Origin of the sequence: Roseovarius litorisediminis, assembly GCF_900172295.1 — a bacterium.
Classification (GTDB): Bacteria; Pseudomonadota; Alphaproteobacteria; order Rhodobacterales; family Rhodobacteraceae; genus Roseovarius; species Roseovarius litorisediminis.
Genome location: NZ_FWFL01000010.1, coordinates 46,409 through 65,194, shown reverse-complemented (window position 1 = coordinate 65,194; position 18,786 = coordinate 46,409). Strand labels below are relative to the sequence as shown.

Here is an 18,786-nt window from a genome sequence, read left to right as displayed (position 1 = left end):
GAAAAAACCGGGCACTCAGTTTTTGAAATAACGTTCCAGTACGATGGGCGGGATATGCCCGCGCAGCAACATTTCTGGCAGCACATATGATGGGGCCATGCCCAGTTCGAGGGCATGGGCCAGGGCGGAATGTGCGTCAAAGTCGATCAGAGTGACACGCAGATCATGGGTTTGGACAAGCTGGCGCAAGTCGGCTTCGGCGCGGGCGCAGTCGGGGCAATTGGCGCGGATGAACAGCGCAATTGTCAGAGGCGCGTTGACTGGGCCAAAGCCGGGCAGGGCCGGATCAAACAGGGCCTGTGCATGAGAGCGTATGCGCGTCAGGTCATTTTCCACAGCATCGGCAAAAATATCGACCGGTGTGGGATTGGATTGCAAGTCAAGACCGAGGGCAGGTGCCGCCAGTTCTGGATTGGCAAGAAGAACCGCGCGAATCTGCTCGTGGAGAATCGCGCGTTCGTCCTTCGTCAGCGCACTGAAACTGGTCTGGCCCATGGTCTGCGCCGCAAAACCGGTAGAAAATGCCGCGACCGCGAACAGTTTGAGAAGGTGCATGTTTATTGCGTGCGGATTTCCTCGGCGATCTGCTGCATCGCATCAAGCGGCAGGTAGCCGCGCAACATCCGGTCCTGCATCACGAAGGAGGGTGTGCCACTGATCGACAGGCGCTGACCAAGGGCGTGGTTGGCGGCGATCACGGCGCTGACTTCGTCACTGTCCATATGGGCTGTGATCTTGTTGGCATCCAGGCCCAGCGTATCGGCCAGACGACCCAGTGAGGTGTCGTTGATCGTGCCATTGAAAGTCATCAGCGCGTCATGTACCGATTTATAGGCCTCGGCCCCGGCGACCTGTTGAGTGGCGATGGCAAAGCGCGACGCGACGACGGATTCTTTGCCCAGGATGGGAAATTCCTTGACGATGAAGCGGATATTGCCATCAGTTTTCAGCAGTTCATTCACCTCGTCAAAGGCCCGGCGGCAATAGCCACAGCGGTAGTCCATGAATTCCACCAGGGTGATGTCGCCCTCGGGGTTGCCGCCGACCCAGCTGTGTCCGTCATAGAACAGGCTGTCGGCGTTCACCTTGATCAGATCCAGATCGGATTGTGCCTGTTCCTCTTCCTGGCGCTTTTCCAAAACGGCCACGGCCTCCATGATCACCTGGGGGTTTTCCAGCAGATAGGCGCGGATTTCGGCGCGAAAGCTGTCACGCTCGGCGTCGGACATCTGGCTTAGATCAAGCGCCTGGGCGGGCAGGGCAAAGGAAAAAGCCATGGCCAGCGCGGGCAGAAAGGGGCGTATCATCTGGAACATCTCCGTTATTTTTTCTTTTTGGCAGCTTGTGCAGCAGAAAGCACATCCTGAGCCCGCTGCCAAGCGGCGGAACCGCGCGGCAGCAGGTCGGTGGCGCGTTGGGCATGGATACCGGCATCCGCCAGCTGACCGCGAATGGCATAGCGTTCCGCTGTCAGTACGGCGGCCATCCCCTTGTTGCCCTGCCGGGCATACGCGGCAGCCAGATCGCGCACGACCCGGTCGTCGCGGCCATCGCGGGACCGGGATTTTTCCAGAAACTGCTGGGCCTTGGAAACCTGTCCGTCAGCCAGAAGCGCACGACCATAAGCGCCCAGAATCAGCGCGTTTTTCGGTGCCAGACTGGCGGCGCGGCCATAGGCGGCGACAGCGGCCTTGAATTGTCGGCTTTCGATCAGGATCTGGCCGCGCAATTCATGAAGATAGGGGTCTTTCGGGCGGGTTGCGATGGCCTTGTCGATGGCACCCAACGCGCGTTTGAGATTTGACTGACGGTGATAGGCAACGGCCTGACGCATGAGTTTCACATCCGCATAGCCATATTCACCGGCACGGGTAAGGGTCCATTTCGGCGAGCGCTGAAAGGCGGAAAGTTTGCTTTTGGCGCGCGCAAACCAATAGTCGGCCTGCGGGTCTTTGCGGGCGTTCCCGGCATAGCCCGCAGCCAGCCGGTTCACGACCCTGTAGCGGTCGGCAGACAGAGGGTGGGTGCGCGCATAGGGGTCTTGCCGCGATGCGGAAAGCGCCTCCTGACCGCGAAAAATATCCATCACCTCGACGGCCCCTTGCGGATCAATCCCGGCGCGGGCCATGAAGCGCAGACCGCTTTGGTCTGCTGCACTTTCTTCGGCGCGGGTATGGACGAAGAACAGGCGTTGCGCCGTAGATTGGGCGCCCAGGGCGATTGCAGGTGCGGCTTTGCCGCCGCCTGCAGCGATGGCAGCCGCCGCTCCGAGGGCAGCCCCAAGGCCTGCGGCGGTACGGGCGTTGCGGGCGGCAATTGGGCGGCGCACCAGATGGCCGTTGGCGATGTGAGCGGCTTCATGGGCAAATACGGCCTGAAGCATCGCGGCTGTTTTCATCTTCAGCAGCAGGCCGGAGTGGATGAAGATGCTGTTTTGATCGACAACAAAGGCGTTCAGTCTGCGATCGTCGATCACAAGGATATCTACCCGGCTGGGGCTAAGCCCGGCCGCTTTCAACACCGGGGCGGCCAGTTGATTGAGCGCATATTCGATATCCGGATCCCGCAGCAGCGAAAGTGCCCGCGCCGGGGTGGTGAGGGTCGCAGCCAGAAGGGCAACAAAAGCGAAGAGTCGGAGAAGATGCATTGACGGCAGTCGACTTTCCTGAGGCGTTTCGGCAGATTGCCATGATTGCACAATATAGCGAAACACGCATACCATTTGAATGTTTCGGGCGTTTCGATTTTAAGTCGTTTCTCAACTTAGACCCGAAACGCCTTGGTGAAACGCGGGCTGTCTGGATCCTAGTCTAGGAATAAACATATGCGGAACTCAAGCCGAAGCCAGGTTGATCCCTTTATCGTGATGGATGTGATGGAGGCTGCGCGTCAGGCCGAAGCTGAAGGCCGCCACATCATCCATATGGAAGTGGGGCAGCCGGGCACGCCAGCCCCGCAGGGGGCCCGAGATGCACTGGCGTCGGCAATGGACGCAGACGCCATGGGGTATACTGTGGCCCTGGGCCTGCCCGCCCTGCGCGCGCGGATCGCGCGTTTGTACGGGGAATGGTACGATATTGATCTGTCGCCGGAACGGGTGGTGGTCACACCGGGTTCGTCGGGGGCGTTCATACTGGCCTTTACGGCGCTGTTTGACACCGGCGACAGGGTCGGGATTGGCGCGCCTGGCTATCCCAGCTACCGGCAGATTTTGCGCGCGCTGGATCTGGTGCCGGTGGACATTGAAACAGCAGCGGAAAACCGCCTGCAACCGGTGGCGGCCGATCTGGAGGGGCTGGATCTGGCCGGTTTGATGGTGGCCAGCCCGGCGAATCCCACCGGTACGATGCTGGACCGCAACGCCATGGGCGCATTGATCGAGGCCTCAGCCGGGCAGGGGGCCAGTTTTATAAGCGACGAAATCTACCACGGTATCGAATATGAGGCCAAAGCGATCAGTGCACTTGAGATCACCGACGACTGTTATGTGATCAATTCCTTTTCAAAATATTTCAGCATGACGGGCTGGCGCATCGGTTGGATGGTGGTGCCCGAAGATCATGTGCGGGTGATCGAGCGGCTGGCACAGAACCTGTTTATCTGCCCGCCTCATGTGTCCCAGGTCGCCGCACTGGCAGCGATGGACTGCGACGCCGAACTGCAGGCCAACATGGCCGTTTACCGCACCAACCGCGCGCTGATGCTGGACGGCTTGCCGCGCGCGGGCTTTGACCGCATCGCCCCTCCGGACGGCGCATTTTATGTTTATGCCGATGTTCGTCACCTGACCGATGACAGCCGCGCCTTCGCCGCGGAAATACTGGAGAAGGCCGGCGTCGCGGTGACCCCGGGGCTGGATTTTGATCCGGTCCGGGGTCATGGTACAATCCGGTTTTCTTATGCCCGGGCGACCGCCGATATCGAAGAAGGCCTGAGGCGACTGGAGCGGTTCATGGCAGAGCGGCGCGCGCGGTGAGGCCGCAGAAGTTGAGTATTTCGGGAAAAATGAAAGCTGGTGCTGGTGCATTGTTGCCGGCTCTGGTGTAAACTGGCGTGAATAAGACCGGATGAACGGCGGATGAGCAGTATGATCAGGATATTTCTGGCGCTGATGCTGTGCGGGTGGGCTTTGATGGCCCCGGCGCAGGATTTCAGCGGCCTGGCACGGCTGGATGCGGCCCAAAGTGCCATCACTGACACACGGGGCGGCGTGCAGATCAGGCTGCGGCTAAGTCAGGGCGTGCCTTACCGGGTATATACGCTGGACGCGCCAAGACGTCTGGTGCTGGATTTTCGCGAAGTGAACTGGCAGGGCGCCGACCCGGAGGCTCTGGATCAGAGCATGGCGGTAACTGGCCTGCGCATGGGAACCTTCCGCGCCGGATGGTCGCGCATGGTGGTTGATCTGGACGGGGCCTATCTGCTGAAGACCACCGCGCTGGATCTGGAGGGCGCAACGGGGGCAGCCGATCTTGAAGTGATTTTGCACAAAGGCTCGGACGCCGAATTTACAGCGCGTGCCGGGGCGCCGAACCTGCCCGGCTGGGACCTGCCGGAGGGGAGTTCATCGCAGTTGAAACGCCCGCGCCAGCGTGGTGAAGACCCGCTGGTGGTGGTTCTGGATCCGGGCCATGGCGGCATCGACCCCGGTGCTGAACAGGGCGGGGCCACCGAAAAAGATCTGATGCTGATGTTTGCGCTGGAACTGAAAGAGGTGCTGGTCCGTGCGGGTGGCTTTGAGGTCGTGCTGACGCGCAGCGACGACAGCTTTGTCTCGCTGGAGCGGCGCGTGGCGCTGGCGCACAGGGCGGGGGCAGACGTGTTCGTGTCATTGCATGCAGACGCTTTGAGCGAGGGGCTCGCGCAGGGGGCCGCGGTTTATACGCTTTCTGAAAGCGCGTCGGACGCGGCCAGTGCCGCGTTGGCCGAACGTCACAACCGCGCCGATATGCTGGCCGGAGTCGACCTGAGTGGTAAAGATGACGTGGTGGCCGACGTGCTGATGGATCTGGCCCGGATGGAAACCCAGCCCCGCGCGGAAAAGGTGGCCGGGGAACTGCTGGCGGCATTGCAGGCCCAAAAGCTGAAACTGCATTCCCACCCGCTGCGCCATGCCGGATTTTCGGTGCTGAAATCCCCCGATATCCCTTCTGTGCTGCTGGAGCTGGGTTTTTTGTCGAGCGAACGGGATCTGCAGCAGCTGCGCGATCCGGCTTGGCGCGCGCGGATGGCGTCGGCTATTCGCGACGGTCTGAGTGCCTGGCGCCTCTCGGATGCAGCGTCGGCGGATCTGGTGCGGCACTGAACTTTGCGCGGAATGTGGCGCAGAATCTGGGCTTTTGGGTTTTGACCTGCGGACGCGGGATGCCTATATGAAAGACCTGTGATGATGTGGGGGCAGGTGTGCTCAGAGCTATACTAACCTTCTTTGGTACGATTTTCAGCTTGGTGACCTTGGCCATCATGTTGATTGCGCTGAGTATTGGCGCGATCTTTCACATTTATGGCAAAGATTTACCCAGCCACGAATCGCTGGCCAACTATACGCCGCCGACGATCAGCCGGATCTATTCCGGCGAGGGGCGGATCATCGATGAATTTTCGCGCGAGCGGCGGTTGTTCACCCCGGCCGAGGATATTCCCGATTTGGTAAAGCAGGCGTTTATTTCGGCCGAAGACAAAAATTTCTACACCCATCACGGCTATGATGCGCGGGGCATCGCAGCTGCGGTGGTTGAGGCTGTTCGCACCCGAGGGCGCGATGTGCGCGGGGCTTCGACCATCACCCAGCAGGTTATGAAGAACTTCCTGCTGTCCGGTGACCGCAAGATCGCCCGCAAGATCAAGGAAATCATCCTGGCCACCCGGATCGAGGAGACGTTGAGCAAGGAAAAAATCCTTGAGCTTTATATGAACGAAATTTTCCTGGGCCAGAACAGCTATGGTGTGGCCGCCGCCGCGCAGACCTATTTCAACAAACCCCTGCGCGATCTGGCCGCTCATGAGGCAGCAATGTTGGCTTCGATGCCGAAGGCGCCCAGTGATTATCATCCGGTGCGCGAAAAAAAGCGCTTGCTGACCCGCAGGAACTTTGTGCTGAAGGAAATGAAGGAAAATGGCTACATCACCCCTGCCGACTATGAGACAGAAGTAGCCCAGCCGTTGCGCAGCGTTCAGAACGGTGATTTCGAGCCCTTTGGAAAATCGCTGCCACCAAGAGATTATTTTACAGACGAAATTCGCCGCCAGCTGAGCCAGGATTTCGGCGAGGGTGAATTTTTTACCGGCGGGCTGAGCGTACGCGCGACGATTGACCCGGAACTGCAGATCGAGGCGGCCAATGCGCTGCAACGCCAGCTTGAGCAATATGACCGCAATCAGGGGCGTTGGCGCGGGACGGGCAAGACCCTGCCTGCCGAGGTGCTGGGCAACCGGCAGGACTGGCAAGAAGTGCTGGCCGCGCTGGATGTGGCCCGCGACATTGACCTGAATGGTAAGTGGTATCCGGCGGTGGTGCTGGAACTGGGTGACCAGCAGATGCGCATCGGCATTGACGGGGTCGAGGAAACCGAGGCCGAGCCGCATGTGGTGCCGCGCAAGGATATTGCCTGGCTGCCTGGCGATTTCGCCAAAACCTTCAAGCTGGGCGATGTCGTGCACGTGCGCCGGATGACTGACGATGACGGCGGGTTTATCCGCTGGACGCTTCGCCAAGTGCCCGAGGTGCAGGGCGGATTTGTCGCGATGGATGTCAACACCGGCCGGGTTTTGTCGATGCAGGGTGGGTTTTCCTATCAAAATTCGGTGTTCAACCGGTCGACGCAGGCCATGCGGCAGCCGGGATCCAGCTTCAAGCCCTTCGTGTATGCCGCTGCTCTGGATAGTGGCTATTCACCGGCCACGATCGTGATTGACGCTCCGATCGAGATCGACACACCACAGGGGCTGTGGCGGCCGCGCAATTCGTCGAACAAGTTCTATGGACCGACGCCCCTGCGCACCGGGATTGAACAGTCGCGGAACCTGATGACGATCCGGCTGGCACAAGAGGTGGGCATGGAAGTGGTCGCCGACTATGCCGAACGTTTTGGCGTATACGACAGTATGGGGCCGTTTCTGGCCAATTCTCTGGGTTCGGAAGAAACCACGCTTTACAAGATGGTGGCGGCCTATGCGATGTTTGCCAATGGCGGCGAAAGGGTTGAGCCGACGCTGGTGGACAGGGTGCAGGATCGCTATGGCAAGACAGTTTACCGCCACGATCAGCGAAAATGCACAAATTGCAATGATCCCGCCATTCCGCAATCACAAGGCCCGAGGATCGTGTCGAACCGCGAACAGGTGATGGATGCGGTTACCGCGTATCAGCTCACCTCGATGATGAAGGGGGTTGTCGATCGCGGCACCGCCTCGGGCTATGTAAAGCTGCCGGTGCCGGTGGCGGGCAAGACAGGGACAACCAATGATGCCCGTGATGTGTGGTTCATCGGCTTTACCAGCAATATCGTGGCAGGCTGTTATATCGGCTATGACCAGCCGCGCGGGTTGGGTCGGGGGGCTTACGGCGCTTCCCTGTGCGGGCCGGTGTTCCAGCAGTTTATGGAAAAGGCGATTGGGAAGTACGGCGGTGGACCGTTCAAAATACCACCCGGCGGGCATTTTATCAAAATTGACCGTTTCACCGGCGCCAGACTGTCCGACGAGGCGCAGGGTGATTACGTGGTCGCTGAATATTTCCGCGACGGCGAAGAGCCGATCTTTGGCATCATGTTCGACGGCGGCTTTGCCATGGGTAATGACCTTGAGCTTTTCAGCGTGGGCGGCAGCGATTCCGTTCGCGAAGTGACAACCTCGACCGGGGAAAAGGCAAAGGTTGGCGGCAAGGCCAGCTTTGGCTCCTTGAGTTCGGGCGGGTTGTATTAAGCCACGGCGGTGAAGGCGGGCAGCCAACCTGCAGGGTGCAAGTGATCTTGCCCGCCCCGGCGCGCTGCGCTATCACCCCCATCTGAGCAGCCAAGGAAACCGAAAATGCGCGCAGAGACCCAGAATCTGGTATCCGAAATCGAGAAATCGCTGGAGCTGTTGCGCCAGCGCATGGGTTGGGACACGGCCGCGCACAGGCTGGAAGAATTCAACGCCCGGGTCGAAGACCCCAATCTGTGGGACGACCCGGCCAAGGCTCAGAAACTGATGCGCGATCGTCAGAGCCTTGTGGATTCAATGGACACCCATAATGGCATTCAGCAAGAACTGAGCGACAGTGTGGAACTGATTGAAATGGGCGAGATCGAGGACGATGCCGAGATTGTCGCCGAGGCCGAAGCCAATTTGAAAAAGCTGGCCAAACGCGCCGCCGCCAAAGAGCTGGAAGCGCTGCTGAATGGCGAGGCGGATGCCAATGACACCTTCCTTGAGATCAATGCGGGTGCGGGCGGCACCGAAAGCTGTGACTGGGCCAACATGCTGGCACGGATGTATGTACGATGGGCGGAAAAGCATGGCTATACGGTTGAGTTGCAGTCCGAACAGCCAGGCGACGAGGCCGGGATCAAATCAGCGGCCTACAAGATCAGTGGTCACAATGCCTATGGCTGGCTGAAATCCGAGAGCGGAGTGCACCGTCTGGTGCGGATTTCGCCGTTTGATTCAGCTGCGAAACGGCACACCTCGTTTTGTTCGGTCTGGGTCTATCCGGTGGTCGATGACGATATCGAAATCGAGGTGAACCCCGCTGATATCCGTATCGACACCTATCGCAGTTCCGGCGCAGGCGGGCAGCATGTGAACACAACCGATTCAGCGGTGCGGATCACCCACCACCCGACGGGAATTGTGGTGACTTCCTCGGAAAAATCACAGCACCAGAACCGGGATATCGCCATGAAGGCGCTGAAATCGCGGCTTTACCAGATGGAGTTGGACCGCCGGAACGAGGCGATCAACGAGGCGCATGAAAGCAAGGGGGACGCAGGCTGGGGTAACCAAATCCGGTCCTACGTGCTGCAGCCTTACCAGATGGTCAAGGACCTGCGGACAAATCATGAAACCAGCGATACCAAGGGGGTACTGGACGGCGATCTGGATCCGTTCATGGCGGCGACGCTGGCGATGAACGTGAGCGGTAAGAGCCGTGCCGAGGCGCAGGGCGAGGAATAGCAGGGGGTGTTGCCCCCCAGGTTGAAATGCAGGTAAATTTCAACGCGTCCCAGGATATTTTTGGCAAGAAGAAACAGGGCTTTGTTTCTGTTGGCTGTCGCTTTAGCCTGAGGTCATGGATGATATTCTGAACATGGCGGCGGGGGCGCAAGCCGCATTGATTGCGGCAGGGCGTCTGAGCGCACAAGACCTGATGCGTGCGACGCTTGAACGGGTTGCGGCGGTGAACGGACCGCTCAATGCAATTGTGTCCCTGCGGGACGGCGACGCGTTGCTGGCCGAGGCGCGGGCGGCAGATGATGCGCAGGCTTCGGGCCCGTTGCATGGCTTGCCCATTGCGATCAAGGATCTGGCCGACGCGGCCGGTTTGCCAACCTCGCAAGGCTCGCCCCTGTTTGCTGGTCAGATCGCCGCCAGAGATGACCTGCATGTGGCGCGGCTGCGCAAAGCCGGGGCTATTATCATTGGTAAAACCAATACCCCCGAATTTGGCCTGGGCAGTCATACCTACAACCCGGTGCATGGAGTAACCGGCAACCCGTACGATCCAAAGCTGTCTTGTGGCGGATCGTCCGGCGGCGCGGCCGTGGCGCTGGCGACCGGCATGCTTTCGATCGCAGACGGATCCGACATGATGGGCAGCCTGCGCAACCCGGCGGGCTGGAACAATGTTTACGGTTTGCGCCCCAGCTGGGGCCGCGTTCCGGCAGAACCCGAGGGCGATACGTTTCTGCATCAGCTGTCGACAAATGGACCGATGGCGCGTTGCCCCAGCGATCTTGCTTTGTTGTTGGATGTCATGTCCGGCCCCGACCCACGCCAGCCGCATGGCATGCCACCTGAAAGCTTTAGTCCGCTCAGCGACGAGGTGAAAGGCAAACGCATTGGCTGGCTGGGAGATTGGGGCAAGGCCTGCTCGTATGAGGCAGGTATCCTGCCGTTGGTGGAAGACGCGTTTCAGGTATTTGAGGGGCTGGGCTGCGTTGTGGATGCAATTGCGCCCCCCTTTTCGAGCGAAGCGTTGTGGGACAGCTGGATCACGTTGCGTAGCTGGAGTGTTGGTGCATCCCTGGCGCCGTTACTGGACAGCGGACGGCTGAAGCCCGAAGCGGTATGGGAGGCTGAACGGGGCCAGGCCCTGTCGGCAATGGACGTGCACCGCGCCAGTGTGTTGCGGTCCGACTGGTTCGGCTGTGCGGCGCAGCTTTTTGATCGCTATGATGCATTGGTGTTGCCGACGGCGCAGGTCTGGCCCTTTCCTGTGGACCGGAGTTATCCGACCGAGATCGCAGGCCAGAAGATGGATACCTATCACCGCTGGATGGAGGTGGTCATCCCCGCCAGCCTGATTGGCCTGCCTGCGGTGGCGGTGCCCGCGGGTTTTGGCGCGCAGGGTCTGCCGATGGGAATGCAGTTGATCGGGCGGCGCGGCGATGACATTGGGCTGCTGGAGCTGGCCCAGGCTTATCATCTGGCCACCGAGTGGCCGCAGAACAGACCGCCAGGGTAAAGTTGAACCGAAGTTACATGTTTGAGAGCGGACGCGGGTTGGCTAACCTGACCTTTCAATAATGGAGAAGCCACGTATGCCAGCGAGCCAGATCAAGGAACAGGGTGTGCCCCCCATGGGGACGGTCAGCTTTGCCATGCTGTCCGAGGCGCTGCGCCGGGGATGGTCTGACATGCGCCGGGCCCCCCGCTATGCAGTGATTTTTGCCGGGGTCTATGTGCTGCTGGGGCTGGCCATGGCCGCAATTACATGGGCGACGGGGCAAAGTTACTGGCTGATCTTTGCGGCAGTCGGCTTTCCGCTGTTCGGCCCGTTTGCAGCGGTGGGGCTATATGAGGTCAGCCACCGACTGGATCAGGGTCTGCCGCTGGACAATCCGGATATTTTTGGCGTCATCGCACATCAACGGCGGCGGCAGCTACCGTCGATCTGCGTGATTATCATCATGGTTTTTCTGTTCTGGTTCTTTCTGGCGCATATGATCTTTGCACTGTTTCTTGGCCTGTCAACGATGACCAATATATCGACCTCATTTGATGTTTATTTCACTGCAGAAGGGTTGAGCATGCTGGCCGTCGGCACCGTTGTGGGGGGGCTGTTTGCGCTGCTGCTTTACATGATTACCGTCATCGCCCTGCCGCTATTGCTGGACCGCGAGGTCGATTTCGTGACAGCAATGATCACAAGTTTTCAGGTGGTGGCCCATAACCCGGTGCCGATGCTGGCCTGGGGGGCGTTTATTGCCGCGATGACCTTTGTTGCGATGGTGCCGGGGTTTCTGGGCCTGTTCATCACGCTGCCCCTGTTTGGCCACGCCACATGGCACCTTTACCGGCTGATCTGCGAGGCTGGCAAAGACCCCGACAGCGCCGAGGCCAGCAGATCATAGACCAGCCGGATGCGGCGGCTGGTGTGCAGTTCGCGGTGGGTGGTCAGCCAGATGGGCACCTCAAAAGGGGGCAGGTCGGGCAGGATGCGTTCGACATCGGGGGTGGTCTGTGCGACTTCGTCCATCATCACGCCGATACCAAGGCCATGACGCACCATTTCCCATGCGACGACGCCGCTTTCCGAGATCAGTTTGAAGTTCTGCCGGGTCAGTGAAAGCCCAATACTGTTCAAGCCGGTGATCAGCCGCTCGTCGGTGCCAAAGCCTATAAAACAGGCATCATTGAGATCATCGGCACAGGTTGGGCGGCCATGGCGCGCGATCCAGCGGGGGCTGGCGTAAATACCGGCAGTGCTGTCACGCACGTGCCGCGTGATCAGCTCGGCTTCGGTAGGCCGGACATGGCGTATGGCGATATCGGCCTCGCGCCGGCGCAGATCACTAAGGGCACTGGTGGCCACGACCTCAACCTCAATCCCCGGGGCGGTGTCGCGCAGTTGGTGCAGAATCGGAGGAAGAATATGGGCCCCCCAGACATCGCTGGCGCTGATGCGCACCTGACCCTCGATCACCTGACTGCGCCCGGACGCGGCCAGAGATATCCGGCCTGCCGCCTCGCCCATGGCGCGGACATGATCCAGCAGCTCCAACCCCGAGGGCGTGATTTCAAGCCCGCGGCCGACCCGTTCGAACAGGACAACCCCCAGCGAAGTTTCAAGCGCGCTGATCTGGCGGCCAAGCGTGGGTTGCGACTGGCCCAAAGCCTGGGCGGCGGCGGACAGTGAACCTTCCTCGACCGTCGCCAGAAAGGCGCGAACCTGATTCCAGTCAAAGCTGATGGCGTTCCAATTCATGCATAATTGCATAAATGAAATATAAAAATATGCAATTTTAATGTAGCTCCAACCAGTTTAGAGCAGGCCCATCCGAAGGAGATATACCATGACCGCCGACGCTACATTCTGGGACAGGATTGCTGTCAAATATGCCGCCCGCCCGATCAAGGACATGACTGCCTATGAAAAGACCATGGCGCGCACCCGTGCCTGGTTGGGGGCGCAAGATAACGTTCTGGAACTGGGCTGTGGGTCGGGCTCGACCGCGCTGCTTCTGGCGCCGGATCTAGGTAAGATCACGGCCACGGATATTTCTGGCGGAATGATCGCAATCGGCAAGGAAAAAGCTGCGGCACAGGGTGCCTCGAACATCGAATTTATGCAAGCCACCACTCACGACCCCCGCCTGTTGCCGGAAAGCTATGACACTGTTCTGGCCTTCAATCTGTTGCATTTGATTGAGGATCTGGATCAGTCGCTGAGCCGGGTGCATACCCTGTTGCGGCCCGGCGGCCTGTTCATTTCGAAAACCGTTTGTCTGGGCAATGCGCTGCATTTCAAGGCGATGGTCTGGGTTATGCAGAAATTTGGACGCGCACCGTTTGTGCGCTTCATGGATGTGCCGGAGCTGGAGGCCGCGCTTGGCTCAAAAGGGTTCGAAATCGTTGAAACCGGGAATTATCCGGCCAAACCGATCAGCCGCTTTATCGTAGCGCGTAAAATCTGACGGGGCTTGATACGATCTAAGCTTCGCGCCCGTGCGTTTTCAGGCGCGCATGCAAATCGCGCGCCTGAGGCACACCGGCCTCAAGCGCGAAAATGTAGGCATGTGTCAGGAAAAAGCAGGACGCGTCCAGATCGTTGGCTGTATCCGCAGCCTGCGTATAGAGCCGGATCAGCGCCTCCTGATCATGTGCTTCATGCGCTGCAATCATTTGCGCATCAAGATCTTTCATTCGGCCGCCTTTGCCAGTGCCCTGTAGGTTTCAACCTTGCCTGCCACCCAATCGTGAAAGCAATGCGTGGGGCTGTCCATCACCGGCGAGAACCGGCCACCGTCAAACTGATCGGCGTGGCGGCCCTTTTGCATGCCTTCGACAACAAAGATGTCTTCCTCGAAAACGGTTTTCCACAGCTGGCTGTTGCGCTGGCGCAACCCGCCGTCGCTGTCAGGGATGGAATAATAAAGGTGGACATGCTCGACCGTTTTTTCGGTGCTTTTGGCCTCGAGGATGATCGCAAAGGCATGATCACGATGCACCCCCAGCAGGACGTTGGGGTAGACCGCAACATATTCGGCCTGCTCGTTCCATTTGCTGCCTACCTCGGAAAAATCGGGGAATTTCTCGCCGTTTTCATTGGTCAGCTGCCGATATACCATGGTGCCCTGACCCGAAAACTGGCCGGGCTTTTCGATATGGTAATGATCTTCCAGACGCGAATAGCTGTTCAGGCCCGGATGGACCCAGGGCAGGTGATAGCTTTCGCAATAGTTTTCGACCGCGAGTTTCCAGTTGGTGTTGACCTCAAGCGTGAACTTGCTGTCCGCTCCGCCGTGATAGACCGGCTGCTCGAAATCGGCCCAGCGTTTGATCAGGTCGGCATGGACATCCTCGAACGCCGGGGCATCCCCCGAGACGTTGATCCAGACAACATCGCGCCAGATATGGCTGCGTACCTCATTGAGACCCAGATCGTCACGTTTGATCGCCTCGTGGGTGTTGTGGCCGGGGCCACCCACATGCGGCGTGCTGACCAGCTTGCCTTTGGTCGAGTAACACCACGAATGATAGGGGCAGCGAATGGCACCTTCGATCTTGCGCGGCTCTTCCACCAGAATCATGCCGCGGTGACGGCAGATGTTCTGGAATACCCGCACATCGCCATCCTTGTCGCGCAGCAGCAGCAGCGGCATGCCCAGAAATTCGATCGGTTTGGCATCTCCCGGTTCGGGCACATCGGCGGCGACGGCCAGACCGGCCCACTGCGAATAAAGCAGCGCGTGCTTTTCTTCCTGAAACACGCCGGGGTCGATGTAATGGGCGTTCGGAAGGCCATTGGCCTTTTCAACGCTGGTGCGGACATTGGACAGGTCTGTGACGGTTTGTGTCATTTGCGTCTCCTGGGTGACAGTGCGGATACCCAAAGCAGGAATCAACGAAATGAAACCGCCAATAGGCGACGCGAGTTGTCTTTTGGCGACAAGAACCGATTACCGGAATTCCTGGTCCAGGCGGAGCAGGCGGGCATGGAACTCCGGAACATCCTCCAGGTCGACCAACCCGGCCATGCGTGCGGTTTTCATGATGGTTTCGCGGTCGTTGCCCAGGTGTTCATAAACCATCCGTGTGGCGCGTCGTCCGGTGACCTTTTCGCGCACCGTACGGGTGGCATAGCCTTCCCAGATATTTGACTGGAAGGAAGTCTCGGGCGTGAGAAAATTAAACGAACACGACATCGAATTCCGATGCGCGACGATGGCAATGATGCCCTCTTCCTGCCGCATGACAGGCCCGCGAAACTCGCGGTTCCGGTTTGACGTCGACAGGCCCTGTTTGCGCAGCGCCTGCTGCGGTTCATACCCGCGCAGGAAAGTATATCCGCCATCGCGCAATACATAGACAAGGCCGATGGCAAAACGGCTGTCGTCGATAAAGCTGCGCCGGACAAAGCGGTAAAAACCGTTCGGGAAAATCGACGCCGGCACATCCGAGGGCTCTGTGCCAAAATATCCTTCAAGTACGGGGTGGGTCAGCAGATCAAAAGAGGTGGGGCCTAAAGTATCAACCGGTTCAAGCAAGATGCGCGCGTCGACGCCGAAGAATGCGCATATCTGATGCAGGATATCCGGCCTGGGAAAGCTTTCGCCTGAAAGGTATCGGTTGAACTGGGTGCGGTTTATTCCCAGTTCGCGACACAGCGCTGCAACCGAAGGGTACCCGGCGCTAAGCGTGCGTAGGTTTTCGCCGAAGATACTTCGCAATTCTACCGGGTCACGATGGCGGCTTGCGCCCGGTTCAAATGTTTTCTTACCCAAGATTCGCTCATTTATTGCAGAATACAGCCCAGAATAGCAGGGGTTCTATCGGTGTTTGCGTGGAATGAACAGTGGAAATGACGCTAGTTGGCGTCACATTGGCGCCGGTCTGACACAAATTTCATGAACCAGAGTCCATAATAAACATGTAGTTATGTGACGGGACCAACGAAACGCGTTCTGTCAAAAAAATAAACCTTGGGGATCAAATGTACGGCGTCATTCTATGGAGCGACCAGAATAACAAGCGCGCAGTGATCTGGTGCGAAGATCACGGTGACCTGGCCTTTTATAAAAGCAAACAGAAGGATGAATTTCTCGATAACTGGTGTGATCCAGGCGATCTGGTGCGATTTGATATCGAAGAAGACGGGGAAATGCGACTGGCCAGCAATCTGAGTTTGGTGGCTGCTGATGAATACCCGACACTCGCCCGCCACCTGAAACAGGCCAGTGCCGCCCCCGTTTCAGCCGTGGCCCCATCCGCAGATGCTGCCCACTATCCCGAAGAGGATAAAATCGTCCCTTTCGCCGCCGTCACCGAAAATGCCATGACCAAGGTCTGTCCGAAACAGTATAAAGCCCTCTGAGCAGGGGATCAGTGGCCACGGAGAAGGGCGGCCACACCGGTACGGGCGATCTCAATCAGGCCCAGCGGGCGCATCAGTTCGGCAAAGGCGTCGATCTTTTCCGGCGCGCCGGTCAGCTCGAATACGAAACTGTCCAGGGTGCTGTCCACCGCATTGGCGCGGAAAATATCCGCCAGCCGCAGCGCCTCGACCCGTTTGTCGCCCTCGCCGCAAACCTTCAGCAGCGCCAGTTCGCGCTCGACCGATGGACCTTCAACCGTCAGGTCGTGCACCTCATGCACCGGCACAATGCGGCCCAGTTGGGCCTTGATCTGTTCGATCACCTGCGGCGTGCCGGTGGTGACAATGGTGATCCGGCTGCGATGACCTTCATGGTCGATCTCGGCCACGGTCAGACTGTCGATGTTGTAACCGCGTCCGGAAAACAGGCCGATGACCCGCGCCAGTACGCCGGGCTCGTTTTCCACCACCACGGCCAGCGTATGCGCCTCGACCACATCCGAGAATGTGGGGCGCAGGTTATAAGCCGAATGCTTGGTCGAGCCTTTTTTGATTTTTAGAGCAGACATATCATTTTTCCCTTTTCTGGCGGTATGGCACCGGAATTTTCAAAAAATTCCGGTCCGTTTTCTTTCAAAGAAAACGGCGCGTCACACCATCACAGCCCCTTTTGATCCAATTGCATCCTTGGTCGAGGCCTCGCCCAGCAACATCTTGTTATGCGGCTCGCCTGACGGGATCATCGGGAAACAGTTTTCGTGCTTTTCCACCAGACAATCGAAAATCACCGGCCCGTCGTAATTCAGCATCTCCATGATCGCATCGTCCAGATCATCGGGATCCTTGCAGATAATGCCCTTGGCGCCAAACGCCTCGGCCAGTTTCACGAAATCCGGCAGCGCCTCGGACCAACTGCTGGAATAGCGCTCGCCGTGCAACAGCTCCTGCCATTGGCGAACCATGCCCAGACGTTCGTTGTTCAGGATGAACTGCTTGACCGGCAGGTGGTATTGCATCGCCGTGCCCATTTCCTGCATGTTCATCAGCCAACTGGCCTCGCCCGCGACATTGATCACCAGGCTGTCGGGGTGCGCCATCTGCACACCAATCGACGCCGGAAAGCCGTAGCCCATCGTACCCAGACCGCCTGATGTCATCCAGCGATGCGGATCGTTAAAGCCAAGGTACTGAGCTGCCCACATCTGATGCTGGCCCACTTCAGTGCAGATATAGCGATCATGATCCTTTGTCAGCGCCTCAAGACGGCTGAGGGCATATTGCGGTTTGATGACCTTGCCGTTTTGCTTGAAGGCCAGACAGTCGACCTTTTTCCAGTCTTCAATCTTGGCCCACCATTTGGCAATCGCCTCGCGGTTTACCTTGCGGCCGCGGGATTTCCAGACCTTGAGAATATCCTCAAGCACATGGGCAATGTCACCAATGATCGGGATATCGGTCTTGATGACCTTGTTGATCGAACTGGGGTCGATATCAATGTGCGCTTTGATCGAGTTGGGGCTGAACGCATCCACGCGGCCGGTGATCCGGTCGTCAAACCGTGCGCCGATGTTGATCATCAGATCGCAATCGTGCATCACCATGTTCGCCTCGTAGAGGCCATGCATGCCCAGCATCCCGATCCAGCGTTCACCATTGGCGGGATAGGCGCCCAGCCCCATCAGCGTGCTGGTAATCGGGATGCCCGTGGCCTCGACCAGTTCGCGCAGCAGTTGGCTGGCGGCCGGGCCTGAATTGATCACGCCGCCACCTGTGTAGAACACCGGTCGTTTGGCGGTTTCCAGTGCTGCAACCAGTTCGGTGATCGCCTCCATGTCGCCTTTGACCTGCGGTGCGTAGTGGCTGGTGCGGGCCTTTGTCGGCGCGGTGTAGTCTGCGCTGGCAAACTGAACGTCCTTAGGGATATCGACCAGAACCGGCCCGGGTCGGCCTGTCGTCGCAACATGAAACGCCTGGTGCAGGGTTTCGGACAGTTTGCTGGTGTCGCTGACCAGCCAGTTGTGTTTGGTGCAGGGGCGGGTGATGCCCACGGTGTCGGCCTCCTGAAAGGCATCATTGCCGATCATGAAGGTAGGCACCTGACCGGTCAGGACCACAATCGGGATACTGTCCATCAGCGCATCGGTCAGCCCGGTTACCGCATTGGTGGCGCCGGGGCCCGAGGTGACAAGCACAACACCGGGTTTCCCGGTCGAGCGCGCATAGCCTTCGGCGGCATGCACCGCGCCCTGTTCGTGGCGTACAAGGATGTGGCGGATGTCGTTTTGCTGGAACACCTCGTCATAAATCGGCAGCACAGCGCCGCCGGGGTATCCGAATACGACTTCCACGCCCTGATCCTTGAGGGCCTGGACTACCATTTTCGCTCCGGTCATCTGACGTGTCATCTGCTTGCTCCGTTCATGACATCAATTCTCACACACATAAAAAAGCCCCCGATTTTTCGGGGGCGCATGGGGTACCTGTAGGGTGTCCGTTACCGGCCCATGCGCCATTTGCCTACAAGTACGACTAGCGTTTTCACCAACGCGACTCCTTTGCTGCGTGCGCGAGACATTATGGGCGGTGGAAAGGGGCGTCAACCCGGTACTGCCGATAAAATGTCGCAAAATGGGGTGAAATCTTTGCATTTGTTGCGCAGATCACCCGAATTTCGCGAATCTTCTGGTGAAACGCGGGCCTCGGGCCAGTTGCGGGTCGCGAATTATTGATTTTGGAGTCACTGTTGCCGGTTCGTATGCTCAGCGCCG

General features: G+C 58.8%; 17 protein-coding genes. 8 read left to right on the top strand and 9 right to left on the bottom strand.

Translation table 11 applies throughout. The features are described 5' to 3' along the window. Positions 1 to 15: 15 nt before the first annotated feature. Genes PEL8287_RS16705 through PEL8287_RS16695 form a run of 3 tightly spaced genes read right to left on the bottom strand, consistent with a single transcriptional unit; the run spans position 16 to position 2,647 of the window. A complete protein-coding gene (locus PEL8287_RS16705) occupies positions 16 to 555 on the bottom strand; it encodes a thioredoxin domain-containing protein (protein WP_085893578.1) in 540 nt (179 codons plus the stop codon). A 2-nt stretch (positions 556 to 557) separates the two neighbouring features. Beyond that, positions 558 to 1,316, bottom strand: a complete 759-nt coding sequence (locus tag PEL8287_RS16700; RefSeq protein WP_370737928.1) for a DsbA family protein — start codon at positions 1,314 to 1,316, stop codon at positions 558 to 560. 5 nt (positions 1,317 to 1,321) lie between these two features. Continuing rightward, positions 1,322 to 2,647, bottom strand: a complete 1,326-nt coding sequence (locus PEL8287_RS16695) for a M48 family metalloprotease (RefSeq protein WP_085893577.1) — start codon at positions 2,645 to 2,647, stop codon at positions 1,322 to 1,324. A gap of 177 nt (positions 2,648 to 2,824) precedes the next feature. Between PEL8287_RS16695 and PEL8287_RS16690 the strand changes: the two genes are divergently transcribed. The 6 genes from PEL8287_RS16690 (at position 2,825) to PEL8287_RS16665 (ending at position 11,555) form a co-directional block, all read left to right on the top strand. Then, positions 2,825 to 3,976 carry a pyridoxal phosphate-dependent aminotransferase gene (locus PEL8287_RS16690; RefSeq protein ID WP_085893576.1) on the top strand — a complete coding sequence of 384 codons (1,152 nt, stop codon included), beginning with the start codon at positions 2,825 to 2,827 and terminating at the stop codon, positions 3,974 to 3,976. 111 nt (positions 3,977 to 4,087) lie between these two features. Further along, positions 4,088 to 5,305: an N-acetylmuramoyl-L-alanine amidase gene (locus tag PEL8287_RS16685; RefSeq protein WP_176228680.1), complete on the top strand. Its 1,218-nt coding sequence runs from the start codon at positions 4,088 to 4,090 to the stop codon at positions 5,303 to 5,305. Positions 5,306 to 5,403: 98 nt separating this feature from the next. Then, on the top strand, positions 5,404 to 7,923 hold the full coding sequence (locus tag PEL8287_RS16680) for a penicillin-binding protein 1A (protein WP_085893657.1): 2,520 nt from the start codon (positions 5,404 to 5,406) through the stop codon (positions 7,921 to 7,923). Positions 7,924 to 8,028: 105 nt separating this feature from the next. Next, complete coding sequence (gene prfB / locus PEL8287_RS16675; protein ID WP_085893574.1) at positions 8,029 to 9,156, top strand: peptide chain release factor 2; 1,128 nt, start codon at positions 8,029 to 8,031, stop codon at positions 9,154 to 9,156. Positions 9,157 to 9,271: 115 nt separating this feature from the next. Next, complete coding sequence (locus PEL8287_RS16670) at positions 9,272 to 10,666, top strand: amidase (protein WP_085893573.1); 1,395 nt, start codon at positions 9,272 to 9,274, stop codon at positions 10,664 to 10,666. A gap of 76 nt (positions 10,667 to 10,742) precedes the next feature. Next, positions 10,743 to 11,555: a DUF2189 domain-containing protein gene (locus tag PEL8287_RS16665; protein ID WP_085893572.1), complete on the top strand. Its 813-nt coding sequence runs from the start codon at positions 10,743 to 10,745 to the stop codon at positions 11,553 to 11,555. Here the strand turns inward: PEL8287_RS16665 and PEL8287_RS16660 are convergent. After that, complete coding sequence (locus tag PEL8287_RS16660) at positions 11,495 to 12,409, bottom strand: LysR family transcriptional regulator (protein ID WP_176228677.1); 915 nt, start codon at positions 12,407 to 12,409, stop codon at positions 11,495 to 11,497. The genes PEL8287_RS16665 and PEL8287_RS16660 overlap by 61 nt on opposite strands. Before the next feature lie 88 nt (positions 12,410 to 12,497). Between PEL8287_RS16660 and PEL8287_RS16655 the strand changes: the two genes are divergently transcribed. Continuing rightward, positions 12,498 to 13,118, top strand: a complete 621-nt coding sequence (locus tag PEL8287_RS16655) for a class I SAM-dependent methyltransferase (protein WP_085893570.1) — start codon at positions 12,498 to 12,500, stop codon at positions 13,116 to 13,118. Between the two features lie 16 nt (positions 13,119 to 13,134). On the opposite strand, the gene PEL8287_RS16650 is transcribed toward PEL8287_RS16655, so the two are convergent. From PEL8287_RS16650 to PEL8287_RS16640, 3 genes are all read right to left on the bottom strand, one after another. Beyond that, entirely contained in the window at positions 13,135 to 13,347 is a 213-nt protein-coding gene (locus PEL8287_RS16650; RefSeq protein ID WP_085893569.1) for a hypothetical protein, read from the bottom strand. Further along, positions 13,344 to 14,504 (bottom strand): aromatic ring-hydroxylating oxygenase subunit alpha, encoded by a 1,161-nt coding sequence (locus PEL8287_RS16645; protein WP_085893568.1) that lies wholly within the window; start codon positions 14,502 to 14,504, stop codon positions 13,344 to 13,346. Before PEL8287_RS16645 ends, PEL8287_RS16650 begins: the two co-directional genes overlap by 4 nt. Before the next feature lie 99 nt (positions 14,505 to 14,603). After that, positions 14,604 to 15,428, bottom strand: coding sequence for a helix-turn-helix domain-containing protein (locus PEL8287_RS16640; RefSeq protein ID WP_085893567.1), 825 nt, complete (start codon positions 15,426 to 15,428; stop codon positions 14,604 to 14,606). Positions 15,429 to 15,637: 209 nt separating this feature from the next. Here PEL8287_RS16640 and PEL8287_RS16635 point away from each other — a divergent pair, with 209 nt between their 5' ends. Continuing rightward, a complete protein-coding gene (locus PEL8287_RS16635; protein WP_085893566.1) occupies positions 15,638 to 16,018 on the top strand; it encodes a hypothetical protein in 381 nt (126 codons plus the stop codon). An 8-nt stretch (positions 16,019 to 16,026) separates the two neighbouring features. On the opposite strand, the gene ilvN is transcribed toward PEL8287_RS16635, so the two are convergent. Then, entirely contained in the window at positions 16,027 to 16,587 is a 561-nt protein-coding gene (ilvN, locus tag PEL8287_RS16630) for an acetolactate synthase small subunit (protein WP_085893565.1), read from the bottom strand. An 81-nt stretch (positions 16,588 to 16,668) separates the two neighbouring features. Beyond that, the gene (locus PEL8287_RS16625) at positions 16,669 to 18,423 is read right to left on the bottom strand and encodes an acetolactate synthase 3 large subunit (RefSeq protein ID WP_085893564.1); all 1,755 of its coding nucleotides are present in this window, start codon (positions 18,421 to 18,423) and stop codon (positions 16,669 to 16,671) included. Between the last annotated feature and the right edge of the window lie 363 nt (positions 18,424 to 18,786).